This window comes from Cypionkella sp. (assembly GCF_028290025.1).
Taxonomy (GTDB): domain Bacteria; phylum Pseudomonadota; class Alphaproteobacteria; order Rhodobacterales; family Rhodobacteraceae; genus Cypionkella.
In genome coordinates, this window is the sequence record NZ_JAQGKQ010000052.1 from 23,694 (window position 1) to 45,889 (window position 22,196).

Genomic DNA, 22,196 nt, shown 5'->3' on the forward strand with positions numbered 1-22,196 from the left:
GGTCTCCCGCTTAGTGTTTGGTGGGTTCTGGAGCGTCTTCTTCGTCGCCCTCAGATGTTTCAATTTCGTCAAAGGCTGATTCGTCGATCACGCCGCTGGCTTTGCGTTGCCGCAGCATTTCGGTAATTAGCTCATCGGTCAGGATCAGCTTGGCATCCGCCAGCCATTCAAACTGCAAGCCGATAGTGACAGTGCCAGTCGGTTCTTCAATCTCAATCAGGACTTCGTCGCCCTCAACCCCGGCCAAAGTGCCTTTGAAGCGGCGGCGTCCGTCGATAAGTTCGGTGGTTTCGACGCGGGTTTCCCAGCCCTTCCACATCTCAAAATCCTTGAGACGAGTCAGCGGGCGGTCGATCCCCGGCGAAGACACTTCAAGAACGAAGTTCTCTTCAATCGGGTCTTCCACGTCCAGCACAGCCGAAACGGCGGTCGAAATCTCACCGCAATCATCGACCTCAATGCCGCCATCAGGACGGTCGGCCATGATTTGCAAGGTGCGAGTCGCCCCGCCCATCAAACGAATCCGCACCAGTTCAAAGCCAAGGCCCTCAATCACCGGAGTGACGATATCGGCGAGGCGGCGATCCATAGCGGTTTTGGCAATCAGATCAGACATGATGTTCCAAAAACAAAAAACGGGCCAACAGGCCCGCGTGTGACGATCGGTAGCTTCAGGTTTGGACCCGGAAGCAGCTGTTGCAGGGGATATATGCCGATCCCCTGCCGTTTGCAAGCTGCAACTAGCCCTGCATGATCACATATAGCTTGCGCACCTGTTCGATTACTCGCCATTCGCCCTTCCAGCCCAAGGGCAGTGCAATCGCGTCGCCTGGGCCGAATTTTTGTGTGCTGCCGTCGGGGTGGGTCATCTCGACTTGGCCGGAAATGAAATGGCAAAACTCGGCGGAGGCGGTGCGGTCGGCGGTGAAGCGGCCGGGGGTGCATTCCCAGATGCCGATTTCTACGCGGCCATCTGCCGAGGTGAAAAGTGCCGTCGAGGCTTCTTGTTGGTCGCCTTCGAAGCTGGTCGGTTTTGAGGTGAAGGCTTCTAAAGGGGTGTTGGCTAGGGCGAGGAAGGCGGAGAAGTCGATCATTTGGGCCTCAGGTTAAGTGTTAAGAAAGTATTAACGTGGCTAGTGTAAGCCATTGATTTTATGAGGGTCGGGCCGTGTCCACGCGTGAACACTTGAGTGCTTTAGCCCCGCAAAGCATCCATCGCGGCCACCAAAGCCTCGGAAATCCCCGGCTCTGACAACGCATGTCCGGCCATGGGTACCACCTTTAACCGTGCCTTATCCCAACCATCAGCGAGCTTAGACGACGAAATCGGCGGGCAGATCATATCGAACCGACCCTGCACGATATCCGCGCCGATATGGACGATTTTGTGCCGATTTTGCAGAATCCAACCGTCAGACTCCAAAAACGCGGCGTTGACGAAATAGTGGTTCTCTAGCCGCGCGAACGCCCTAGCATAATCTGAAGGCCCGTCGCCGCCCATAAAGCCCTCGGAAGACACCGAAGCCAAAGCATTCTCCCATCCGGCCCACATCCGTGCAGCTTGGGTTTCGACAACCAGATCGCCGCCAAACAACCGCCGATGATAGGCCGCAATCAGATCGCCGCGTTCTTCCGGTGGAACCAATCCAACAAACCGCGCCCACAAGTCGGGATAAAACGTCCCGGCACCGCCGCCGTAGAACCACGTCAACTCTGCTTGCGTCGCCAAAAACACGCCGCGCAACACCAAGTGTTTGACGCGGTCCGGGTGCGAGATCGCGTAAATCAGCGCCAGAGTTGCGCCCCAACTGCCGCCGAACAGGATGAATTGCTGAATTGCTAACGTCTCGCGGATCACCTCTATGTCACTGACTAGATGCCATGTAGTGTTAAGATCTACTGAAGCGTGGGGGCGCGAGCGCCCGCAACCGCGCTGATCGAACAGGATTACGCGATACACCGCCGGGTCAAAATAGCGCCGCATCGCAGGGCTACAGCCGCCGCCCGGACCGCCGTGCAGCACCAAAACCGGGATGCCATCCGGCCTGCCGCACTGCTCGACATAAATGCTGTGGCCGTCGCCCATGTCCAACGTCCGCTGATCGAAAGGTTCGACTGGCGGGTAAAGATATTCCTGCGCGCGCTTTTGTCCTGATCTGTGGTCCATAATCATCCTATATAGTGCCGTTAGACTGCCCCGACACTGCGCGGCGCGCAAGGAGTTACGATGAGCCAGACCAACACGATAGACCCCGCCGAAGTCGCTAAGTTTGAGGCGATGGCCGCAGAATGGTGGGATACTGAAGGTAAGTTCAAGCCGTTACATCTGATGAATCCGGTGCGGCTGGATTACATCACCACGCAGATCGCTGCCGAATTTGATCGGGAGTTGCAGGGGACGCAGCCGTTCAAGGGCTTGAGAATACTGGATATTGGCTGCGGTGGCGGGCTGTTGTCTGAGCCTATGGCGCGCTTAGGGGCGGATGTGGTGGGCGCGGATGCGGCGCCACGTAACATTCCGGTGGCGCGGCTTCATGCCGTGCAATCTGGGCTGACGATCGATTATCGTCACACGACGGCCGAGGATTTGGCGGCGTCAGGTGAGCAGTTTGATGTGGTTTTGAACATGGAAGTGATCGAGCATGTGGCTGATCCGCAGGGCTATTTGACCGCCTGTCAGCAGTTGTTGAAGCCGAATGGTTTGATGATTTGCTCAACTTTGAACCGCAATCCGAAAAGCTTCCTGATGGCGATTATTGGCGCGGAGTGGGTAATGCGGTGGCTGCCAAAAGGCACGCATGACTGGGCGAAGTTTATCACGCCGGATGAGCTTTACGCGCTGATCAAAAAAGCGGGACTTGATCCGGTGGATCGCAAGGGCATGGTGTTCAATCCGATCAGTTGGAAATGGGCGATTTCGGCGCGGGATTTCTCGGTCAACTATGTGACGGCGAGTGTGAAACGCTAAGGTGTTGAGGTCGCCTGGTTAATTGGCTGATTTAACGAAAGACTAATGACCCATAAAGCGACCATTTTTGGGCCAGAAAGCGGCCATATGATCGCCCCGCTCAGCTTAGGCTGGCGGGGCGTTAACCAAGTTCACCGAATCAGGCTTATCAGGCGAGTTCGGCGGATTGCGCCCAGAGGTTGACTGACTTTTCTTCGGCGACGGCGTCAATCGCGGAGAGTTCTGCGGCGGTGAAGTCGAGGTTGTTGATCGCGCCTACGCAATCGACAATTTGCGATGGTTTTGACGCGCCGATCAGCGCCGAGGTGATGCCGCCACCGCGTAGCACCCAAGCAATCGACATTTGCGCGAGGGTCTGACCGCGAGCTTGCGCCATATCGTTCAGCTTCTTCACCGACTCGATGGCTTTTTCTATTACTTCAGGAGCCAAGGATTTGTGTTGCGTGGCGCGGCTGCCCTCTGGGATGCCGTTGAGATACTTATTGGTCAACAGCCCTTGCGCCAGCGGGATGAAAGCAATCGAGCCGATGCCAAGCTCTTGCAAAGCAATTTTCAAGCCGTCCGTTTCGACCCAACGGTTGAGGATGTTATAGCTCGGCTGATGGATCAGGCAGGGGGTGCCGAGGTCTTTCAGGATGGCATGGGCTTCGCGGGTGCGCTGCTGGTTGTAGCTGGACAAGCCGACATACAACGCGCGGCCGGAGCGCACGATATAATCCAGCGCCTGCATGGTTTCTTCCAGCGGCGTTTCGGGATCGAAGCGGTGCGAGTAGAAGATATCGACATATTCCAGCCCCATCCGTTTCAGCGATTGGTCACAGGAGGCGATCAGATTTTTACGCGAACCCCATTCACCATAGGGGCCGCTCCACATTTCATAGCCGGCTTTCGATGAGATAATCAGTTCATCGCGATAGGCTTTGAAGTCTGTCTTGAGGATTTCGCCAAAAGCTTCTTCAGCAGAACCCGGAGGCGGGCCGTAGTTATTGGCAAGGTCGAAATGGGTGATGCCAAGATCAAACGCGGTCTGGCACATCGCGCGTTTGGTGGCATGTGGGGTGTCATGGCCGAAGTTGTGCCACAGGCCCAACGAGATTGCGGGCAGTTTCAGACCGGAATTGCCGCAGCGGCGATAAGGCATCAGTTCATAGCGATTTTCGGCGGCGATATACATGGCACGTCCCTTGATTGGATTGTGCTCACAGTTCGTGCGAAAATGACTTTGCGTCAAGGGTGTGAAAAACGCGCATCAAGCGAAAAATGTGATCAAGCGGCACGTTGCCCTTTATTAGCGATCACGGCATACTGTGGATAAGTCGGGGCGGAGTATCCATGTGTAGTGTTCAGATCAAGAAATCCGCCCGTGTCTTTGCGGGAGCATTGGCGCTGAGCCTGATCGCGGGCACTGCTGGGCAAGCCTTTGATCGGCTAGAGTTTACAGTGACGGGCGCGCCGAAAGCGTTGGAAAACGACCTGCGCGCGGCCTCTGTTCTGCTGACGAACAAGAAAACCGATAAAGTTTTGGCGCAAGACGCCTTTACCAATGCGCGGGCGGAATATGCCAGCTTGTTAAACGCGCTCTATGCCAATGGCTACTATTCCGGCGTGATCCACGTTTACGTCGATGGGGTCGAGGCGGCGAATATTGCGCCACTGGATGCGCCGACCTCGATCTCGAATATTAAAGTTGTGGTTGATCCGGGGCCAGCGTTCTCCTTTAGTCAAGCTCGGATTTCACCCTTGGCGCGGCGGACCGAGCTGCCGGAGGGTTTTGCCGTTGGCGCGCCTGCGGAAAGCGGTGTGATCCTTGAAGCGGTGACGGCGGGAGTGAACGGCTGGCGCGATCGTAGCTATGCGAAGGCCGAGGTTGCTAGCCAAAAGATTACTGCGGATCACGATAAGGCCAGGCTGGCGGCAGATATTGCGCTGAATCCAGGGCCGAAGCTGCGGTTTGGCCGGCTGGTGATCAAGGGTGCCGAGCGGATGCGACTTAATCGGATACGCGCGATTGCAGGGCTGCCTGAGGGTGAGCCCTATTCGCCCGAGGATATGGACCGGGTTGCCTCCCGCCTGCGGCGCACTGGTGTGTTCAAATCGGTGACGCTGGCTGAGGATGATTTCATCACTTCGCCTGATCTGCTTGGGATCACCGCAACTTTGGTGGAAGAAAAGAAGCGTCGCTATACGTTTGGGGCCGAGCTTAGCAGTAATGATGGCGCGTCGGTGAATGCCGAATGGCTGCATCGCAACCTGTTTGGCGGTGGCGAACGGCTGAAAGTGGGCGGCCAAGTTACCAATATCGGTTCGGTCGAAGGCGGCGCGGACTTTAAGCTTGGGGTTTCGCTGGAACGCCCGGCGACGTTTACCCCAGATACCACGGCTGGGGTTGAGCTTACGTATGAGCGGCTGGACGAGGAGGATTACGACGCCGACTTGTTCGACGCGACGGTTACGCTGACACAAATCGTGTCCGAGCAGCTGAGCTTCAAAGGCGGCGTCTCGTATGACTATTCCCGGATTACCGACCCGATGGGCACCTCAACTTATCGCGCGTTGTCGCTGCCGCTTAACGTTGTTTGGGATCGACGTGACAGCAAGACCGAGCCGACGCGGAACTTTTATCTCGCTGGGGAACTGAAGCCGTTCCTGGGCTTTGGCATCACCGATAACGGGTTGCGCGGGACGTTGGATTTGCGCGGCTATCGTGGCTTTGGCGATGCGCGGCGGTTCGTAGTGGCGGGACGGGTGCAGGCGGGCGCGGTGTTTGGGGCGAGCCTTGAAGGCACGCCGCGTGATGATCTGTTTTACTCGGGCGGCGGTGGCACTGTGCGCGGACAGCCCTATCAGTCGTTGGGCGTGAATGTGCTGGATGACGGCATGGGCGGTACATTTAAGACCGGTGGCAAGACGTTTCTGGGGGCTTCGGCCGAGGCGCGGGTGAGGGTGACGGAGTCGATTGGCGTGGTGGGCTTCGTCGATATGGGCCGGGTCGATGCTAATGATTTCTTTAGTGACGCCGGAGATTGGCAGGCAGGAGCCGGCATTGGCGTGCGCTATGCGACGCCGGTTGGGCCGATTCGGTTGGATGTGGCGGGGCCAGTTGGTGGAGACACCGGCGACGGCGTACAGGTTTATGTTGGCTTGGGGCAGGCGTTCTGATGCGGAAATATTTTCTGGCCGGTTGCCTTGCTCTGTTGTCGATGGCGGCTCCGCTGCACGCGCAGACTGATGACCGCGACTATCTTACGGCGTTTCTTGAGGATAGCCTTTCAGGCGCTGGGCGTAAGGTGGTGGTGACGGGGTTTGCGGGCGCATTGTCGTCGAAGGCCGGTTTGACCGAATTGACGATTGCGGATGATATTGGCGTCTGGCTGACATTGCGCGACGTGACTTTGGATTGGAGCCGATCCTCTTTGTTGTCCGGTGCTGTGGTGGTGAATGAGTTGACCGCCGGTGAGATCGTGCTGGATCGTCTGCCAGAGACAGGCTCGGATACTCCCGCACCCGAAGCGGGGACGTTTACGCTGCCAGAGTTGCCGGTTTCGGTGGAGATCGGCGAGATCGCCGCCAAGCATATCGTGCTTGGGCCGAGTGTGCTGGGCACCGGGCTGGAAGCGACGTTGCAAGCTTCGCTTTCGCTGTCGGATGGTGAGGGCAAAGCAACGTTGGTTTTGGAACGCACCGATGCTGGGCCTGCGGGTAAGGTCAGCCTAAACGCATCCTACATCAATGCGACGCAGCAGTTGTCGATTGATCTGGCGGCAGAGGAAGCCGCGGGCGGCATTGCTTCGGTGAAACTCGGGCTGCCAGGTGCGCCAGCTGTCGCCTTGACGGTGAAGGGGGCGGGGCCGGTTTCGGATTTTGCCGCTGATGTGGCTTTAACCACCGATGGGGTGGATCGGTTGGCGGGCAAGATCGCTCTGACAGGTAAGGATGATGGAGCCACGGCATTCTCGGCAGATTTGGCGGGCGATCTGGCACCGCTGTTTTTGCCGTCTTATGCAGAGTTCTTTGGCAACTCGGTTAGTCTGACAACTGTCGGGCAGCGTTGGCCGGATGGTCGGTTGGCGCTGGATAGTCTTGCGGTGAAAGCTAAAGCGCTTGAGTTGCAAGGCTCACTGGCACTGGCCGCTGATGGTCTGCCACAGAAGTTCAACCTGACAGGCAAGGTCGCGGGTCCGGACGGTGGCCCTGTTGTCTTGCCGTTGACGACCGATCTGCCGGTCAAGGTGAGGTCGGCGGATATTGCGCTGAGTTATGACGCGACGCAGGATGAAGGTTGGAGCGCCAACATTGCGGTTTTGGGCCTTGATAGAGCCGATTTCCGCGCAAGTTCTCTGGCGCTTTCTGGCTCGGGTCGGATCGCTCGGGTCGCCGACGCGCGGCAGGTTGGCGGCAGTTTCCGCTATACCGCTGAAGGGCTGGAACCAACTGACCGGAACCTTGGCCGCGCGCTGGGCTCGGTGATCTGGGGTGACGGCTCGGCCTATTGGCGCGAGGGCGATGGTAGCGTGACCGTGCAAAAGTTGACGCTATCGGGTGAGGATTATTCAGCGCAACTGAACGGAATGATCGAAGGCTTGGGCGACGCTTTTGCGATTACCGGCAAGGCCAGCGCAAAACTGGCCGATCTGTCACGGCTGTCGGGGCTGGCTGGCCGAAATCTGGGCGGTGCCGCGGAAGTCGAAGTTAGCGGCAATGGTAGCCCGATCACGGGCGCGTTTGACCTGATCGGCAGTGCTATCGGCACCGATATGCAGGCGGGCCAACCAGAGTTGGACAACCTGTTGCGCGGGCAAGCAGTGGCAAAGATTTCGATCAAGCGCGACACCGAGGGCACCACCCTGCGCGACATGACGATCAATGCCGCCACGCTGACAGCGCAGGCAACGGGCACTTTGGCGACCGCGGGCAGCGATATTGTGGCTGATCTGAACTTTGCCGATCTTAGCGTATTGGGCGGCCAATATCGCGGGTCACTGATTGGGCGTTCGCATCTGACCGGAACGCTGGCGGTGGGCCAAGCGACGCTGGACGCCACGGCGCGCGGGCTCGCGATTGGCAATCCGCAAGCCGACAAGCTGCTGGCGGGCAACTCGACCGTCGCGCTGGCGCTGTCGATGAAAGATGGCGTGATACAGGTCGACACTGCGACGCTGAGTAACCCGCAGCTAGAGGCTAAGGCGTCGGGCGCTGTTACCGGAGATAAGCAAACCGTCGATCTTACCGCGCGCTTAAACAATCTGGCGCTGATCGTGCCAGAATTTCCGGGTGCGTTGACGGTTTCCGGGACGGCGGTGCAGGATGGCTCCGGCGTGACACTTAATCTGGCTGGCAAAGGTCCGGGGCAGATTGACGCGACGGTGACGGGCAAACTCGCGCCGGGGTTTGGTTCGGCAGACCTTGCGATCAAAGGTACCGCGCAGGCGGCTTTGGCCAATGCTTTCCTGCTGCCACGGGTGATATCGGGACAGATGGGATTTGATCTGCGGCTGAATGGTCCGCTGGCTTTGGAATCGCTGTCGGGGCCGCTGACGCTTTCGGGCGGTCGTCTGGTCGATCCGAGTCTGGGGTTTGTCCTGCAAAACATCGCGGCGCGGGCAAATTTAGCGCGCGGTCGCACGGTTGTGGATGTGACGCTGGATGTCTCAACTGGCGGTAGCGTTGTGGTGACGGGCAGCGCCGGGTTGGTGGCGCCGTACGCTGGCGATCTTGCGGTGGATGTGCGGCAGGTGACGCTGCGCGACCCGGATTTGTACGAAACCACGCTGAACGGCAATGTGACCGTACAAGGCCCGCTGATGGGCGGTGCTGCGATTGCCGGTCGGATTGCGTTGTCGGAAACTGAGTTGAGGGTTCCGTCGACCGGTTTCGGCGGTGCGGCGGGTCTACCGGGATTGCAACATGCGAACGAGCCGAAGGACGTCCATGCGACGCGGGCACGCGCGGGGCTACTGAACGCTGACAAGAATGCCAGCCTCGGTGGTGGGGGACCTAGTTACGGGCTGAACCTTGTGGTGTCGGCACCGAGCCTGTTCATTCGAGGACGTGGTTTGGATGTGGAGATGGGCGGCGAGTTGCGGCTGCTGGGCGCGACGGATGCAGTGGTGCCGTCAGGCTCATTCGATCTGATCAGGGGACGGCTGGAACTTTTGGGCAAGAGGCTGGATCTGACCGAGGCGGTGCTGCAGATGGAGGGGGATTTGGTACCGTCCATCCACATCGTTGCCACCACGCCAGAAACCGGTGGAATCACCAGTGGTGTGACGATTGACGGTCCGGCGAATGACCCTGTGGTCACTTTCTTTTCGACGCCGGAACTGCCGCAGGAAGAAGTGCTGGCGCGACTGCTGTTCGGCCAAGATTTGCAGAATCTTTCCGCGTTGCAAGCGTTGCAGCTCGCCAATGCGGTGGCGACTTTGGCCGGGCGCGGTGGCGAAGGCATTGTTTCAAAGCTGCGGCAAGGCTTTGGGTTGGACAATTTGGACCTGAAAACAGATGCGTCGGGCGGGACTTCGGTTACGGCCGGCAAGTATCTGACCAAGAATATTTATTCGGAAGTGACCGTTGGGCAAGATGGACAAACTGACATCAACCTGAACCTTGATATCAGCAAATCCATCACGCTGCGGGCGCAATCAGGCTCGGATGGCGACACAGGCTTGGGAATCGTGCTTGAGAAAGACTACTGAAACGGCTTGCGGTTGCGGTTTTGCTCGGCATCGACAGCGGCGCCGAGCAGCACGGCATAGGCGCTGACGTAAAGCCAGACCATCAGCACGACGACCGCACCAATAGAGCCGTAGACGCGGTTGTAAGACGCGAAATTTGCCAGATACAGCGTGAAGGCGCGCGTCGCCAGCACCCAGAGAATCACCGCCACCAGCAGCCCCCATGACAACAAAGGCGGGCGGCTTTTGGTGTAATTTGGCCCCAACCTATAGGCCAAACCCACTGCCAATACGGCAGCCACGATTCCCAACAGCAGGTTGGAGTCCGCGAGTGTCGAGCTTGGCAGCACGCTTGGCAGATATGCCACCACGACAGGCATCACGACCGCCATAATAAGCGCGGCCAGTACCAGACCGACCAGAACGAATGTCAGCACGATCGCGCGCAACTGATGACGATGGCCGGAGCGATTCGGAAGATGGTGGATCGCATTCAGCCCTCGGATCAATGCCGCCACCCCGGCCCGCGCCGACCAAAGCGCGAGAGCGGTAGACAGCACCGTCGCCAAGCCCAAGCTGCCCGTTGGCACTGCCAACAACGCCTCCACCTGATCGCGAATCAATGAATAGGCATCGGCAGGCAAAAAGCCCCGCAACAGCTCAATTTCCTGGCGGATCACCGAAGGATTAGAGATGAAACCCCAGATCGCAATGATCGCAGCTGCGGCGGGAAAGATTGCAAGGAAGGCGTAGAAAGCGACGCCAGCCGCGATAAGATCAAGCTCGGCTTGTTCGGTGCGACGATAATAGCGCAACAGCGCCGCGTTGACATTGGGAGGCAGCAGCCGCAACCGCATCAGTCTTCACCTTCTAGCCGCACGCGCAGTTCGCGCAACACGGGTAACACCGCGCGCACCTTATCGGCTCCCAACGCGGTGACGACCTCTGCGATCAGTGGCGAAACCGACGCCACGGCGGCATCACGGGCAGATCGTCCTGATGGGCTGATGGCGACGAACTTTTGGCGCGCGTCGTCCCAGTCGGGGCGAATGTGGATATGGCCAGCCCATTCCAGCTTGGCCAGCGTATTGGTCATCGCCCCTCGGGTGACGTGGAAAGCGCGGGCGAGTTGCGCTGGTGTGCGTTCATCGTTCAGCCGTGCGAGATGGTTTAGCACCGAGAAATGCGACAGCTCCATTCCTTTCGGCAGCGCCTTCGAGATGCGGTTGCGCGCGAGTTGGTCAGCCATGAACAGCTCTCCAAACAATGCGACCGCGATCTCATCCGTGCGCGGGTCGATCATGGGCCGGTGAACTCCCGGTCATGGGTCAGGGATGGCACGCGGGTGCGGGCTTTTGTCACTGCGTCAAGGTCGAGGTCGATAAGGGTGACGCCGGGATCTGTGCCGGCGTCGGCCAAGATTTCGCCCCAAGGTGCAATCGCCAAGGAATGGCCGTAGGTGTTGCGGCCTGTTCCGTTGGTTTCGGGATGGAAGCCGGTTTGCGCCGGGGCCAGCACGAAGCAACCAGTTTCAATCGCACGGGCTTTCAGCAGCGTGTGCCAGTGCGCAGCGCCAGTGATATGGTTAAACGCCGCCGGAACCGTGAGGATTTGTGCGCCGCCTTGCGCCAGACGGCGATAAAGATGCGGGAAGCGCACGTCATAGCAGACCGTCATGCCGATTTTCGCAAACGTTGTATCAGCGACCACCGCCTTGGTGCCGGGCCGATAGCCTGCTGATTCGCGGTAAACCTCGGTTTCCGACACGTTCACGTCGAACATGTGGATTTTGTCGTAGCGCGCAACGATGTCACCCGTGGGCGAAATCAGGAACGAGCGATTGGCAAAGCGGCCGTCGGCATCATGAGTCAACACGCCCAGTGAGCCGATCAGCAGCCAAATCCCCGCCTGCGCCGCTTGGTCACGCAAGGCGGCTAGGGTTTCGTCTTCATCCTCATATCGCATCAAGTTGCGTTGGTGGGTTCGGCTGGAGGACAAAAGGTTGGTGCATTCCGGCGTCAACACAAAGTCAGCGCCGCCAGCAACGGCCTCGGCCACGCGCGCTTGCGTTACCGCCAGATTGACAACCGGATCATCGCCAACGGTAAGTTGCACCAAGCCTGCGCGCATCAGGCCAACATCGAATCAAGTTTGCCCGCATGATCCAGCGCATGCAGATCATCACAGCCGCCAATATGGGTGCCGCCAATGAAAATCTGCGGCACAGAGCGACGGCCCGCACGTTCGGTCATTGCTTGACGCAATGACGAGTCCGCGCTGACGTCGATCTCTTTGTAAGCGACACCTTTCTTCTTCAGCAAGCCTTTGGCGGCGATGCAGTAGGGGCAGGTTTGGGTGGTGTAAATTTCAACGGGTTTCATCAGCTTATCCTTAGAGTCAGATGTGACTATAAGGATTTAGGTATCCTTCGCAACGCGGGCTAGGGCCAGAACGGAAATCCCTATTGCACCGCCTGCAATACACGCCTCTGCCGCTGCGGCAAAAGTAGCACCCGAGGTCATCACATCGTCGATCAACAACACATGACGGCCCTCAACCCGATTGCCACGGCGCGGATGCAGGGTAAGGGCGCCGCTCATATTAGCGAATCGGCTGTCGCGGCTGCGGCCTTCCTGGCTGCCGGTATGCCTGCGCCGGATCAGCAGATCGGGGCAGTGGTCTAGGTCGGCCAGCTTGGCCACCGCCGCCGAAAGCAATGCCGCCTGATTATAGCGCCGTTTGATCAGCCGAAGCCAATGCAGCGGGATAGGAGCCACGATCATCCCAGGTTTTAGCATCGGCGCTGCGGCTCGGTGCAGCCAATTCGAGGCGGGTCGCGCAAGGTCCAAGCGATCACCATGCTTCAGCGCCAGCACGATCCGCCGCGCGTTGTCTTTGTACAACATCGCAGCACGTCCCTGCGACCAAGGCCGTGCGATGGTCAGGCAATCGTCGCAATGCTCTGGCTTTCCTGTATCTTCGCCGGGAAGCGGCACGCCGCAGAGATCGCAAACCAGCCCAGTGACAAAAGGCGTTTCCCGCCAGCATGTGCCGCATAGCCCGAAATCGCTGGTCACCCGTGTATCGCAGGTCAGGCATTGCGGCGGGTAAATCATATGCAGCGCGACTTGTAATCCCATGCCTTGTCCTTATGTTCCCGGCCCATGACGCAAGCCCTGACCGATCGCCACGCCCTTGCCCTGCACCGCGCCCGCGCGACGGCATTTTTCATGCAAGAGGAGGCGGTCGCTGAAGTGCAGGATCGCCTGAGTGAGGTTAACAGGACGTTTACAAAACCGGTGGTGGTGACGGGTTTTCCGCATTTGTGGCCGGATTTTCCGACGATTGCCGATGATGAGGTGCTGGCTCTGCAACCCGAGACGCATGATCTGGTGATCAACGCCCTGACGCTGCAGTGGGCGAATGATCCGGTCGGCCAGTTGGTGCAGTGCCGCCGCAGCTTGCAGCCGGATGGGTTGTTTATTGGGTTGCTATTTGGCGGCCAGACTTTGACCGAGTTGCGGGTGTCGCTGGCGCAGGCCGAGGCCGAGGTGATGGGCGGGCTTTCGCCGCGCGTGCTGCCGATGGCAGAGATTCGCGATCTGGGCGGGTTGCTGCAACGCTCGGGTTTCGCGTTGCCGGTGGCGGACAGTTTTACCAAAACCGTTCTCTATCGCGATGCGTTCCATTTAATGCGAGACCTGCGCGCGATGGGCGAGGGTAATGCCTTGGCGGCACGGCTGCGGCATCCGACCCGCCGCGCTGTTCTGGCTCGTGCAGCAGAAATTTATGCGCAGAACTACGCCTCGCCCGACGGACTGATTCGTGCGACGTTTGAGATCATTTGTTTGACCGGATGGGCTCCGCATGAGGGGCAGCAAAAGCCGCTGCGTCCGGGCACGGCTGCGGCGCGGTTAGAAGATGCGCTAAAGGCCGCAGCCAAGGACAGTTGACGGCGCGCACAGTCGCGTTATCTCGGTGTCAGCTTTAGGAGCCAACATGACCGACATAGCCCCCGGAACCGCACGCCTCGCGCACGCTCCAGCCAAACATCCGCCTGTGAAGGCTGCCAAAATCGGCATTCTGCTGGCAAACCTCGGCACACCTGATGGTTACGATTACTGGTCAATGCGGCGGTATCTGTCGGAATTCCTGTCAGATAAGCGGGTGGTTGATATCCCGAACTGGAAGTGGCAACCCCTGTTACAGGGGCTTATTCTGTCGGTGCGCCCGTTCACTTCCGGGAAGAATTACAAGTTGATCTGGAACCACGAGGCGAATGAAAGCCCGTTGTTGTCGATCACCAAAGCGCAGACAGCGGCGATTGCCGAAGCGGTTGCCGCCAAACACGGCGACCGCGTGATGGTGGATTTTGCCATGCGCTACGGCAACCCTTCGACCGGGTCCAAAGTGCGCGAGATGGTGGCGGCTGGGTGTGAGAGGATATTATTCTTCCCGCTGTATCCGCACTACGCGGGGGCGACGACGGCTACCGCGAACGATGCTTTCTTCGCGGCATTGGCACACGAAAAGCGCCAGCCTGCCGCACGCACGGTTGCGGAGTATTTCGACCATCCCGCCTACATCGACGCTTTGGCGCAATCGGTGGAACGGGCTTACGCTAAATTGGACCATCGGCCAGACGTGCTGATCACTTCGTATCACGGTATGCCGCTGCGCTACCTGATGGAGGGCGATCCCTATCATTGCCAATGCGCAAAAACCACGCGGTTGCTGCGGGAACGGCTTGGCTGGGAAAAAGGATCGATTGATCTAACGTTCCAGTCTATTTTTGGCCGTGAGGAATGGCTGAAACCCTATACCGTGCAGCATGTTGCTGAACTTGCCAAACAGGGCAAAAAGCGCATCGCGGTGATGGCCCCGGCGTTTTCTGCCGACTGCATTGAAACGCTGGAAGAAATCAACGGCGAGATTCGCGAGTCTTTTCAACATGCGGGCGGCGAGGAGTTCACATATATTGCATGTCTTAACGACGAACCGGCGCATATCAGCGCGTTGATGCAGGTTATCGAAGCAAATCTCGGTGGGTGGATTTAGAGGCTACGCAATCTGACATAACGCGACGACGAAAGCACAAAATAGAAAAAGGACGGCAGTTTGACCTGCCGCCCCTTCAAATTCGATCCAAGGATTAGTTGGACGAAACAGCAGCAGCTACAACGAGCAGCAACAGCAGCGGGATCAAGATGCCGCCCGAGGACGACGTGGTCGCCGCTTTGACGATTTCCGGTTCCATTACGGGTTCAACAACGCCGCCAGCAAAAGCGGTGGTAGCAGCAACCGACAAAGCGGCAGCAAGAGCGATTTTTTTCATGTCTATCTCCAGTTTTCTGCATACCGCCAATTCGCAGAGGCGACGGTACACACCCAAGAATATTCCTCGTAACTGCTCTGTAACCCGGCTCTCATCAAAATTGCAACGGTCCTCCAAATGCAGCACCACAGCACGTTGGGTTGTCGTCAATTTAGCAACACTTAGACAGCGATATTCTGCGGTGGCTTGGCTTGACCGAAAAGGCTTTGGTTTCAATAAGAACGAAAGCCCGCACCGCGGCCGAAACGGCAGCGATGCAGGCATGAAAAGACCCGAAATCTGACAGGCGCGCGTTAAATTAGCATCACCTGAGTGCCGACTTTGGCCAAGGCATAAAGCTCGAGAATATGCTCATTATAAAGCCCAACGCAGCCGCTGGAAGACCGGCGACCAATCTTGCGAGTGTCGTGGGTGCCGTGGATGCGATACGCGGGCCAGCCAAGATACAAAGCGCGCACGCCCAATGGATTATCGGGCGAACCGCCCGGGATCACCTTGGGCCAATCGGGATGGGCTGCCAACATCGACTGGGTGGGAATCCAGCGGGGATTCTCAACCTTTTGAATGACATCGGTGCGACCGCGCCGTGTCAACTCATCGTTCAACGGTACCGATGTCGGATAAAGCTTATAGGTGCTCAGATCTTCTGACCAGTAATGTAACGCGCGCGAGTTCAGATCGGCAAGGATAACACCATTGCGGGTGTTGTCGAAATAATCGCGCCAATCCAGCATCCGAAAGCCCGAGATATTATTGCGCACCGGACCAGCAAGCGGCGTGTCCATTTCGGTGCTATTGGCTTGCTGCGCGGCGGCTGGCAGGGCGGCGGCGGTCAAAACCGTAGCAGCGCCTCCCAAAAACAGGCGGCGGTTCAGCGTCTTGTGGGCTTCGGCGACCATGCGCTCTTCTCCATTATTCATCTGCTCTGGCCAGCTTTTACTGCCTCAACGCGCCCGCCGCAAATCAAACAGACGTTAGTAGGCGATCAGACGCCATATTTTACACAATTTATCTGCGATGGATTTGAAACCCGGCGCGGACTTCGCTAAGCACAAGCAAACAAAGGGCCATCCTCGGCCCACATAGGGTAAAAGACAAATGAACAGACGGACAGCCCTTGTCTCAGGCAGTGCAGCGTTATTGGTAGCTTCTTGTGGTATGAGTTCAGCACCTCCAGTGGATGCTTCGGGCAATTCCATGCCAAGGGTGTATCGCATCACCCGGGCGGAAGCCGAAAAAATACCGTTCCGGCTGCTCGATTCGGTGAATGCCTTGCGCGCCGCCAAGAACGCGCCGGCGCTATCCTACAATGCCGCGCTAAATGCAGCCGCTTTGACCCATTCGCGGGATATGTCGGTGCAGAATCGGCCTTGGCATTTCGGCTCTGATGGCTCGTCGCCACTGCTGAGAGTGCAGCGCGTTGGCTACACCGGCCAGTTTATGGGGGAAACCATCTCGGAAACCTATCAGACCGAGCTGGAGACGCTTTCAGCCTGGATGGCCGAGGCGGACACCCGCGATGTTATCCTAAATGCGGCCGCGCGGGAAATCGGTTTTGCGTGGTTCCAAGAAGAGTCTGGCAAGATCTGGTGGACTTTGATCACCGGCGCTTGATCGCGCCAACAGCTTGCCAGATTGGGGGCCGGTTGGCCCCCTTTTTCATGGCTCAGGGCAGGATCTGAATTGGCGTCCCGGGCTTGACCATCGCGTAGATGTTCTCAACCTCGTCATCGGTGACGGCGATACAGCCCGCGGTCCAATCAACGCTGGAAACTTTGCGCTTTTTGCCGTTGGCTTTGCGCGGCGGCCCGCCATGGATCATGATATCGCCGCCCGGAGGCTTGCCGAGCAACTCGGCATTGGCGCGATCTTCATCGTTGGGATAGCTGATGCCAAGTGACAGGTGATAGGCAGAGTTTGGATTGCGGTGGCTGATAAAATAGATGCCCTCGGGCGTCTTCATGTCGCCTTCAAACTCTTTGTCACCGATCGGCATGCCGCCCAGTCCGATGTCATACTGTTTGATGACTTTGCTGTTGTGGAGCAGATACATCTTGCGATTGGCTTTTTGCACCTGAATCGAAGTAATCTCTGGCCCGTGATAGGTCTTGAATTTCGACGAGCACGCCGTCAGAGCAAGCCCGGCCAACACTACCAAAATAATTCGCAAAAACTGCATCGACTGCCCGTCCGTTATTATATTTTCCTTGGGCAATAGCGAAATTTTGCGGTTTTGCCTAGTCTACGAATAGGCACAGTAGATCACGCTTTTTTCAACGGACGTGAGATTTGTCTAAGTGCGGCTAAAGCGGCCAACCAGCTCGACATGCGCCGACCAGCGAAATTGATCGACCACCTGCACCCAATCCAAGCTATAACCGCCCGCAATCAACATCTTAGCATCGCGTGCAAAGCTGATCGGGTTGCACGACACCGACGCAATCACCGGAACCTTGCTGCGCGCTAGCACTGCCATCTGCGCCTCGGCCCCGGCACGCGGCGGGTCGATCACCACGGCATCAATGCCCTTGAACTCATCGTCTTCCAGCGGTCGACGAAACAAGTCGCGGGTTTCCACCGTGACGCGCTTTAAGCCCTCGGTGTTATTGGCGGCTTTCGCCAGAGCAGCAGTCATCGCAGGCTCACCCTCGACCGCAAGCACTTCGGCGCGTTCGGCAAGCGGCAAAGCAAAGGTGCCAATGCCTGCAAACAGATCGACGATCTTCTTGGCCGGACCAATCGCCAAAGCCACAGTGCGCAGCAGAGCTTGTTCGCCCTCATGCGTTGCCTGCAAAAACGCTCCCGGCGGTGGTGACACCAAGGCGCGGCCAAACCGCTGCATCGGCGCGGTGCGCAAAGCAACCGTATCGCCATTCCACGTGAGCCGCGCGAAACCATAAGTTTCGGTCACGCGGGCGAGTTCCAGTTGCAACTGACCGTCAAGCGGCTTGCCGCCCACAACCATCACATCGGCCCCTGAAAGTGAGCGCGTCACCGTCAGCGAAACCTCAGCCGTGCGACTACCACCCAGCTTGACCATGGCTTGCAGCCCCGGAAACGTCGCGAGCAGATCGGGATGCAGCAGTTGGCAGTTCGGAACCTCAACCACCATGTCGGATGCCCGCGCGTGAAACCCCATCAGCGCGCCGTTCTTGGTCCGCCGCGCCGCAATCGTCGCACGACGGCGCGATTTCGGCGGTGACGTGATAATCGGCCTGAACTCGGCTTCCAACCCCTGCCCAGCCAACGCGCCCTTGACGATGCCCAGCTTCCAGTCGGCGACAAACGCCTCAGAAGCGTGCTGCATCATGCAACCACCGCAGGTTTTCGCATGCGGACATGGCGGCTTCACCCGATCAACCGAGGGCGTGACAATGCGGTAGTCTGCGAGCTGATCGCCTTGCAGATCGCCCTCGACTTCTTCTCCCGGCAGCATTCCGGGAACAAAGATTGCCCCCAAAGGCCCCTGTGCGATTCCGTCGCCAAGGTGACCCAGCCGGTCGATGGTAACTTTCACTCTGCCGCTTCCTTTTCCTCGATGCCGATGAAGCCGCCTGATTGACGATTCCAATAGCGCGCGTATAGCCCCGCTTGCGCAAGCAACTCTGCATGGCTGCCCTGTTCCACAACGCGGCCCGCGTCAAGCACCACAATTCGGTCCATTTCGGCAATCGTTGAAAGCCTGTGCGCTATAGCCAGCACAGTTTTACCCTGCATCACCGAAGTCAAAGCGGTCTGAATGCTGGCCTCAACTTCCGAGTCGAGCGCACTGGTCGCCTCATCCAACACCAGAATCGGAGCATCTTTTAGGAAAGCCCGCGCCAGTGCGATGCGCTGCCTCTGCCCACCTGACAGCTTCACGCCACGCTCACCGAGATAGGCGTCATAGCCTTTGCGCCCGGCAAAATCGCGCAGATTCAAGATAAACTCATGCGCTTCAGCCTGCTTGGCCGCGGCAATCATCATCTCCTCGGTGGCCTCTGGGTTGCCATACATGATGTTCTCGCGCGCGGTGCGGTTGAACATCGCGGTTTCCTGCGTGACCATGCCGATCTGGCGGCGCAAACTTTCCTGCGTCACCGTCCGCACGTCAATGCCATCAATCAGAACGCGGCCCTTTTCGGCATCATAGAGCCGTAAAAGCAGCGCCACGAGGGTCGATTTCCCCGCACCCGAAGCGCCGACTATGCCAATCTTTTCGCCGGCGTTGATCGTAAGGTTCAGATCATCCACCCCGCCGCGCCCGTCCTCGGTCTTGCGACCATAGGCAAACGATACATGCTCCATCCGCACTTCGCCCCGCACCCGTGGCATCTCAACCGCGTTGGGCGAGTCGTTTAAAGTGTAAGGCGGGGTTAGCGTTTTGACTCCATCCTCGACCTCACCCAGATTGCCGAACACCGCCATCAGACTGAACGAAACCCAACCAGTCATCTGCGCCAGGCGGAAAGCAATCGCTCCCGCCGCCGCAATATCGCCCGCAGTGGCACCGCCTTGCGACCAAAGGTAAACCGTCGCGCCCACCAACAGCACCGGAAGCACGCCCGCCAAAGCCATCAGGCTCAACCGGAACCAACTAGAGATAATACCGTACTCGATCGCCTTATCACGGAAAGCATTCATCGCTTCCAACGCCACGCCATCCTCATGCCGAGAATGGGCGAACAGCTTCACGGTTTTCATATTGGTGACGGTGTCAACAATTTGCCCTGTAACCATCGCGCGCGCCGCCGCCCGAGAGGCCGAAGCGCCGCGCACTTTCTTCAAGAAGCCCTTGATAAACAGGATATAAGCAGCGATCCATGCCACCAACAGCAGCGAAATCCAGCCATTGATCGTGCTTAGCAGCGCCACCGATCCTGCAACCGAAGCCAGCGAAAACGCCATGGTTTCGATGCTGCCCGAGACAACATCTGTCGCCGCCCGTGCCACCTGCATTTGCTTTTGCGCAATCCGCCCGGCGAAATCATTGTCGAAAAACGTCACAGCCTGGCCCAATGTCCATCGGTGCATCCGAGACAGGATCAGCGGGAACAGATTGGGTTCAACAATAATCGCCGCCGCATGGGTGGTCATCCCGAAGATCAGCGGGCGCGCGATCAGGTAGAACGCCACGAAACCAACGAATAACCAGATTTGATCCGTAAACACGGTCGCAGGGTTGGCAGTATTTGCCGCATCAATGACGTCGCCAAGAATCGTCGCCGAAATCGCCTCTAGTGACCCCGAACATGCTGACCAAAACGTCGCCCACAAAATTCCCGGCCAAGCGCCCTGCACCGCCCATAAGAAGAATTTCCATGTCGTTGCAGGCGGATTGGTTCCGGCTGGGCGAAACGGCTTGATCGTGGGAAAAAGTCTCATTCATCCGTCTCCAACCCAATGAACCCGCCCGATTGGCGCGCCCAAAACCGAGCGTAAAGCCCGTTCGCTTTCAGCAAGTCATTGTGCGAGCCGGACTCGGCAACGTGGCCATCCTCGAGCACCACAATCCGGTCCATTGCCGCAATTGTCGAAAGCCTATGTGCAATTGCGATCACGGTTTTGCCCTGCATGACACCAAAAAGCGCCTCTTGAATCGCCGCCTCGGCCTCAGAATCCAGCGCCGAGGTCGCCTCATCCAAGATCAAAATCGGTGCATTCTTCAGGATGACCCGCGCCAAAGCCACGCGCTGACGTTGCCCGCCCGACAATTTCACGCCACGCTCACCAACATGCGCGTCATACCCCCTACGACCTTCAGGGTCTTGTAACGTCAGAATAAAGTCGTGTGCATCGGCCTGCTTTGCCGCGGTAATCATCTGCGCTTCGGTCGCGTCTGGCCGCCCATACAAGATATTCTCGCGCACCGAGCGATGGAGCAGACTGCTGTCCTGACTGACCATGCCAATTCGTCTGCGCACCGAGTCTTGCGTCACCAGCGCGATGTCCTGGCCATCAATTAAAATCCGGCCCGCCTCGGTATCGTAAAACCTCAACATCAGCTTCACTAACGTCGATTTGCCCGCACCAGAGCGCCCGACAATGCCGATCTTTTCGCCCGGAGCAACTTCCAGCGAGATAGACTGCAAGCCACCCGAGCCGCGCCCGTAATGGTGCGAAACGCCTTCAATCTCAACGCGGCCCTCGCGAAACTGCAACTCTGGAGCAGCGGGACGATCCACCAGCGCAATCGGCTCTGTGATGGTCTGCATCCCCTCCTGCACCGTGCCGAGATTTTGAACCAAGTTGGTCGTCGCCCACATGATCCAATAGGTCATGTTGTTCAGCCGCAGGACCAACGTCACCGCAGCAGCAACCGTCCCGACACTTGCAAGGCTTTGATACCAAAGCCACATTGCCCAAGCCGTCACGGACACAATCAGCAGGCCGTTCAAGCCGGTCAGGATAATATCCATCTTGGTAACAACGCGCATTTCGGTAAATAAGGTCTGCCGGGCGCGCTCAATCGCCTCACGTCCGTAGTTTTCCTCAAGATCGTGATGCGCAAACAGCTTTACCGAATGGATGTTGGAATAGGCATCGACCACCCGTCCGGTCACCAAGGATCGCGCCTCGGAACTCGCGGTTGAGGCTGGCCCTGCCCGCTCGATCGTCCAACGCATCAGCGCGACATAGCCTGCAAACCACAACACCAGCGGCAACAAAAGCCGCACATCGGCGCCCGCCAGCATGATCGCCGCACCAACCAGTGTGGTCGAGGCAAACGCCACCGCGTCAAAGGTCTGAAACACCGCCTCGCCTGCTGCCGGAGGGGCCTGCATGATCCGATTGGCGATCCGACCCGCGAAGTCAGACTCAAACCAGCCAACAGGTTGCCGCAGCACGTGCCGATGCGCCCGCCAGCGCATCATCGTGCCAAAATTTGGCAGAATCGTATTGTGGAGCAAGGCGACTCCGGCGCCACTGATAACGGGGCGCAAGATCAGAACCACAAGCGCCACGAGGATAATTTCGCTGCCATGGCTTGCCCAAACCTCGGCGGGGTGGCCATTTGCCAGCAAATCCACCAGCCGACCGACGTACCAGATCAGCCCGACGTCGAATGCCGAATTTGCCGTGGCAATCAACGCCGTTGCCGCAAAAACCTTGCGAAACGGCCGGACATAATCGCGCAGAAACGGCCACAACTTACGGGGCGGCGTGTCGGTCTGGGCGTAAGAGATATAGGGGTCAACGAGACCCTCAAAGAATTTGAACATGCTGATCTCGGGTTTCCCCT

At 58.2% G+C, this 22,196-nt stretch carries 21 protein-coding genes; 6 read left to right on the forward strand and 15 right to left on the reverse strand.

Annotated features, from left to right (window positions below; genetic code table 11):
• Window positions 1–10: 10 nt before the first annotated feature.
• The 3 genes from rimP to pip all read right to left on the reverse strand — a co-directional run bounded on the left by rimP (window position 11) and on the right by pip (window position 2,167).
• The gene (rimP, locus tag JWS10_RS08235; RefSeq protein WP_299506256.1) at window positions 11–616 is read right to left on the reverse strand and encodes a ribosome maturation factor RimP; all 606 of its coding nucleotides are present in this window, start codon (window positions 614–616) and stop codon (window positions 11–13) included.
• A 124-nt stretch (window positions 617–740) separates the two neighbouring features.
• Entirely contained in the window at window positions 741–1,094 is a 354-nt protein-coding gene (locus JWS10_RS08240; protein ID WP_299506259.1) for a cupin domain-containing protein, read from the reverse strand.
• 101 nt (window positions 1,095–1,195) lie between these two features.
• Entirely contained in the window at window positions 1,196–2,167 is a 972-nt protein-coding gene (gene pip / locus JWS10_RS08245; RefSeq protein ID WP_299506260.1) for a prolyl aminopeptidase, read from the reverse strand.
• 60 nt (window positions 2,168–2,227) lie between these two features.
• On the opposite strand from pip, the gene ubiG reads away from it, so the two are divergent.
• Window positions 2,228–2,968, forward strand: a complete 741-nt coding sequence (gene ubiG / locus JWS10_RS08250) for a bifunctional 2-polyprenyl-6-hydroxyphenol methylase/3-demethylubiquinol 3-O-methyltransferase UbiG (RefSeq protein ID WP_299506262.1) — start codon at window positions 2,228–2,230, stop codon at window positions 2,966–2,968.
• 148 nt (window positions 2,969–3,116) lie between these two features.
• Here the strand turns inward: ubiG and mgrA are convergent, their stop codons facing one another.
• Window positions 3,117–4,142: an L-glyceraldehyde 3-phosphate reductase gene (mgrA, locus tag JWS10_RS08255; protein ID WP_299506265.1), complete on the reverse strand. Its 1,026-nt coding sequence runs from the start codon at window positions 4,140–4,142 to the stop codon at window positions 3,117–3,119.
• A 158-nt stretch (window positions 4,143–4,300) separates the two neighbouring features.
• Here mgrA and JWS10_RS08260 point away from each other — a divergent pair, with 158 nt between their 5' ends.
• Window positions 4,301–6,127, forward strand: coding sequence for an autotransporter assembly complex family protein (locus tag JWS10_RS08260; RefSeq protein WP_299506267.1), 1,827 nt, complete (start codon window positions 4,301–4,303; stop codon window positions 6,125–6,127).
• Window positions 6,127–9,660 (forward strand): translocation/assembly module TamB domain-containing protein, encoded by a 3,534-nt coding sequence (locus JWS10_RS08265; RefSeq protein WP_299506269.1) that lies wholly within the window; start codon window positions 6,127–6,129, stop codon window positions 9,658–9,660. The genes JWS10_RS08260 and JWS10_RS08265 overlap by 1 nt, the downstream gene beginning before the upstream one ends.
• Here JWS10_RS08265 and JWS10_RS08270 read toward each other — a convergent pair.
• The 5 genes from JWS10_RS08270 to JWS10_RS08290 are packed head-to-tail and all read right to left on the reverse strand — an operon-like array spanning window position 9,654 to window position 12,779.
• Window positions 9,654–10,496, reverse strand: coding sequence for a YihY/virulence factor BrkB family protein (locus JWS10_RS08270; RefSeq protein ID WP_299482732.1), 843 nt, complete (start codon window positions 10,494–10,496; stop codon window positions 9,654–9,656). The two genes, JWS10_RS08265 and JWS10_RS08270, sit on opposite strands and share 7 nt — an antisense overlap.
• Window positions 10,496–10,939 carry a MarR family transcriptional regulator gene (locus JWS10_RS08275; RefSeq protein ID WP_299482754.1) on the reverse strand — a complete coding sequence of 148 codons (444 nt, stop codon included), beginning with the start codon at window positions 10,937–10,939 and terminating at the stop codon, window positions 10,496–10,498. The genes JWS10_RS08270 and JWS10_RS08275 overlap by 1 nt, the downstream gene beginning before the upstream one ends.
• The gene (locus JWS10_RS08280; protein ID WP_299506271.1) at window positions 10,939–11,769 is read right to left on the reverse strand and encodes a carbon-nitrogen hydrolase family protein; all 831 of its coding nucleotides are present in this window, start codon (window positions 11,767–11,769) and stop codon (window positions 10,939–10,941) included. The genes JWS10_RS08275 and JWS10_RS08280 overlap by 1 nt, the downstream gene beginning before the upstream one ends.
• Complete coding sequence (gene grxC, locus JWS10_RS08285) at window positions 11,769–12,020, reverse strand: glutaredoxin 3 (RefSeq protein ID WP_299482726.1); 252 nt, start codon at window positions 12,018–12,020, stop codon at window positions 11,769–11,771. The genes JWS10_RS08280 and grxC overlap by 1 nt, the downstream gene beginning before the upstream one ends.
• A gap of 36 nt (window positions 12,021–12,056) precedes the next feature.
• Window positions 12,057–12,779: a double zinc ribbon domain-containing protein gene (locus JWS10_RS08290; protein ID WP_299506273.1), complete on the reverse strand. Its 723-nt coding sequence runs from the start codon at window positions 12,777–12,779 to the stop codon at window positions 12,057–12,059.
• Window positions 12,780–12,803: 24 nt separating this feature from the next.
• Between JWS10_RS08290 and JWS10_RS08295 the strand changes: the two genes are divergently transcribed.
• Together JWS10_RS08295 and hemH are read left to right on the forward strand one after the other, a co-directional pair.
• On the forward strand, window positions 12,804–13,592 hold the full coding sequence (locus JWS10_RS08295; protein WP_299506275.1) for a methyltransferase domain-containing protein: 789 nt from the start codon (window positions 12,804–12,806) through the stop codon (window positions 13,590–13,592).
• 46 nt (window positions 13,593–13,638) lie between these two features.
• Window positions 13,639–14,697, forward strand: coding sequence for a ferrochelatase (gene hemH, locus JWS10_RS08300; RefSeq protein ID WP_299506278.1), 1,059 nt, complete (start codon window positions 13,639–13,641; stop codon window positions 14,695–14,697).
• Between the two features lie 94 nt (window positions 14,698–14,791).
• On the opposite strand, the gene JWS10_RS08305 is transcribed toward hemH, so the two are convergent.
• Entirely contained in the window at window positions 14,792–14,974 is a 183-nt protein-coding gene (locus JWS10_RS08305) for a hypothetical protein (protein WP_299482715.1), read from the reverse strand.
• 293 nt (window positions 14,975–15,267) lie between these two features.
• The gene (locus JWS10_RS08310; RefSeq protein ID WP_299482751.1) at window positions 15,268–15,873 is read right to left on the reverse strand and encodes a L,D-transpeptidase; all 606 of its coding nucleotides are present in this window, start codon (window positions 15,871–15,873) and stop codon (window positions 15,268–15,270) included.
• A gap of 199 nt (window positions 15,874–16,072) precedes the next feature.
• On the opposite strand from JWS10_RS08310, the gene JWS10_RS08315 reads away from it, so the two are divergent.
• On the forward strand, window positions 16,073–16,588 hold the full coding sequence (locus JWS10_RS08315; protein WP_299506280.1) for a CAP domain-containing protein: 516 nt from the start codon (window positions 16,073–16,075) through the stop codon (window positions 16,586–16,588).
• A 52-nt stretch (window positions 16,589–16,640) separates the two neighbouring features.
• Here JWS10_RS08315 and JWS10_RS08320 read toward each other — a convergent pair whose 3' ends face one another.
• The 4 genes from JWS10_RS08320 to JWS10_RS08335 form a co-directional block, all read right to left on the reverse strand.
• Window positions 16,641–17,153, reverse strand: a complete 513-nt coding sequence (locus tag JWS10_RS08320; RefSeq protein ID WP_299506283.1) for a L,D-transpeptidase family protein — start codon at window positions 17,151–17,153, stop codon at window positions 16,641–16,643.
• Between the two features lie 114 nt (window positions 17,154–17,267).
• Window positions 17,268–18,491 carry a class I SAM-dependent RNA methyltransferase gene (locus tag JWS10_RS08325; RefSeq protein ID WP_299506286.1) on the reverse strand — a complete coding sequence of 408 codons (1,224 nt, stop codon included), beginning with the start codon at window positions 18,489–18,491 and terminating at the stop codon, window positions 17,268–17,270.
• On the reverse strand, window positions 18,488–20,338 hold the full coding sequence (locus JWS10_RS08330; RefSeq protein ID WP_299506288.1) for an ABC transporter ATP-binding protein: 1,851 nt from the start codon (window positions 20,336–20,338) through the stop codon (window positions 18,488–18,490). The genes JWS10_RS08325 and JWS10_RS08330 overlap by 4 nt, the downstream gene beginning before the upstream one ends.
• On the reverse strand, window positions 20,335–22,176 hold the full coding sequence (locus JWS10_RS08335; RefSeq protein ID WP_299506290.1) for an ABC transporter ATP-binding protein: 1,842 nt from the start codon (window positions 22,174–22,176) through the stop codon (window positions 20,335–20,337). The genes JWS10_RS08330 and JWS10_RS08335 overlap by 4 nt, the downstream gene beginning before the upstream one ends.
• Window positions 22,177–22,196 lie beyond the last annotated feature (20 nt).

Excerpts from the sequence above, each read along its gene's own strand:
- rimP (WP_299506256.1), bottom strand. The coding sequence starts at position 616 with ATGTCTGATCTGATTGCCAAAACCGCTATGGATCGCCGCCTCGCCGAT.
- JWS10_RS08240 (WP_299506259.1), bottom strand. The coding sequence starts at position 1,094 with ATGATCGACTTCTCCGCCTTCCTCGCCCTAGCCAACACCCCTTTAGAA.
- pip (WP_299506260.1), bottom strand. The coding sequence starts at position 2,167 with ATGGACCACAGATCAGGACAAAAGCGCGCGCAGGAATATCTTTACCCG.
- ubiG (WP_299506262.1), top strand. The coding sequence starts at position 2,228 with ATGAGCCAGACCAACACGATAGACCCCGCCGAAGTCGCTAAGTTTGAG.
- mgrA (WP_299506265.1), bottom strand. The coding sequence starts at position 4,142 with ATGTATATCGCCGCCGAAAATCGCTATGAACTGATGCCTTATCGCCGC.
- JWS10_RS08260 (WP_299506267.1), top strand. The coding sequence starts at position 4,301 with ATGTGTAGTGTTCAGATCAAGAAATCCGCCCGTGTCTTTGCGGGAGCA.
- JWS10_RS08265 (WP_299506269.1), top strand. The coding sequence starts at position 6,127 with ATGCGGAAATATTTTCTGGCCGGTTGCCTTGCTCTGTTGTCGATGGCG.
- JWS10_RS08270 (WP_299482732.1), bottom strand. The coding sequence starts at position 10,496 with ATGCGGTTGCGGCTGCTGCCTCCCAATGTCAACGCGGCGCTGTTGCGC.
- JWS10_RS08280 (WP_299506271.1), bottom strand. The coding sequence starts at position 11,769 with ATGCGCGCAGGCTTGGTGCAACTTACCGTTGGCGATGATCCGGTTGTC.
- grxC (WP_299482726.1), bottom strand. The coding sequence starts at position 12,020 with ATGAAACCCGTTGAAATTTACACCACCCAAACCTGCCCCTACTGCATC.
- JWS10_RS08290 (WP_299506273.1), bottom strand. The coding sequence starts at position 12,779 with ATGGGATTACAAGTCGCGCTGCATATGATTTACCCGCCGCAATGCCTG.
- JWS10_RS08295 (WP_299506275.1), top strand. The coding sequence starts at position 12,804 with ATGACGCAAGCCCTGACCGATCGCCACGCCCTTGCCCTGCACCGCGCC.
- hemH (WP_299506278.1), top strand. The coding sequence starts at position 13,639 with ATGACCGACATAGCCCCCGGAACCGCACGCCTCGCGCACGCTCCAGCC.
- JWS10_RS08305 (WP_299482715.1), bottom strand. The coding sequence starts at position 14,974 with ATGAAAAAAATCGCTCTTGCTGCCGCTTTGTCGGTTGCTGCTACCACC.
- JWS10_RS08310 (WP_299482751.1), bottom strand. The coding sequence starts at position 15,873 with ATGGTCGCCGAAGCCCACAAGACGCTGAACCGCCGCCTGTTTTTGGGA.
- JWS10_RS08315 (WP_299506280.1), top strand. The coding sequence starts at position 16,073 with ATGAACAGACGGACAGCCCTTGTCTCAGGCAGTGCAGCGTTATTGGTA.
- JWS10_RS08320 (WP_299506283.1), bottom strand. The coding sequence starts at position 17,153 with ATGCAGTTTTTGCGAATTATTTTGGTAGTGTTGGCCGGGCTTGCTCTG.
- JWS10_RS08330 (WP_299506288.1), bottom strand. The coding sequence starts at position 20,338 with ATGAGACTTTTTCCCACGATCAAGCCGTTTCGCCCAGCCGGAACCAAT.
- JWS10_RS08335 (WP_299506290.1), bottom strand. The coding sequence starts at position 22,176 with ATGTTCAAATTCTTTGAGGGTCTCGTTGACCCCTATATCTCTTACGCC.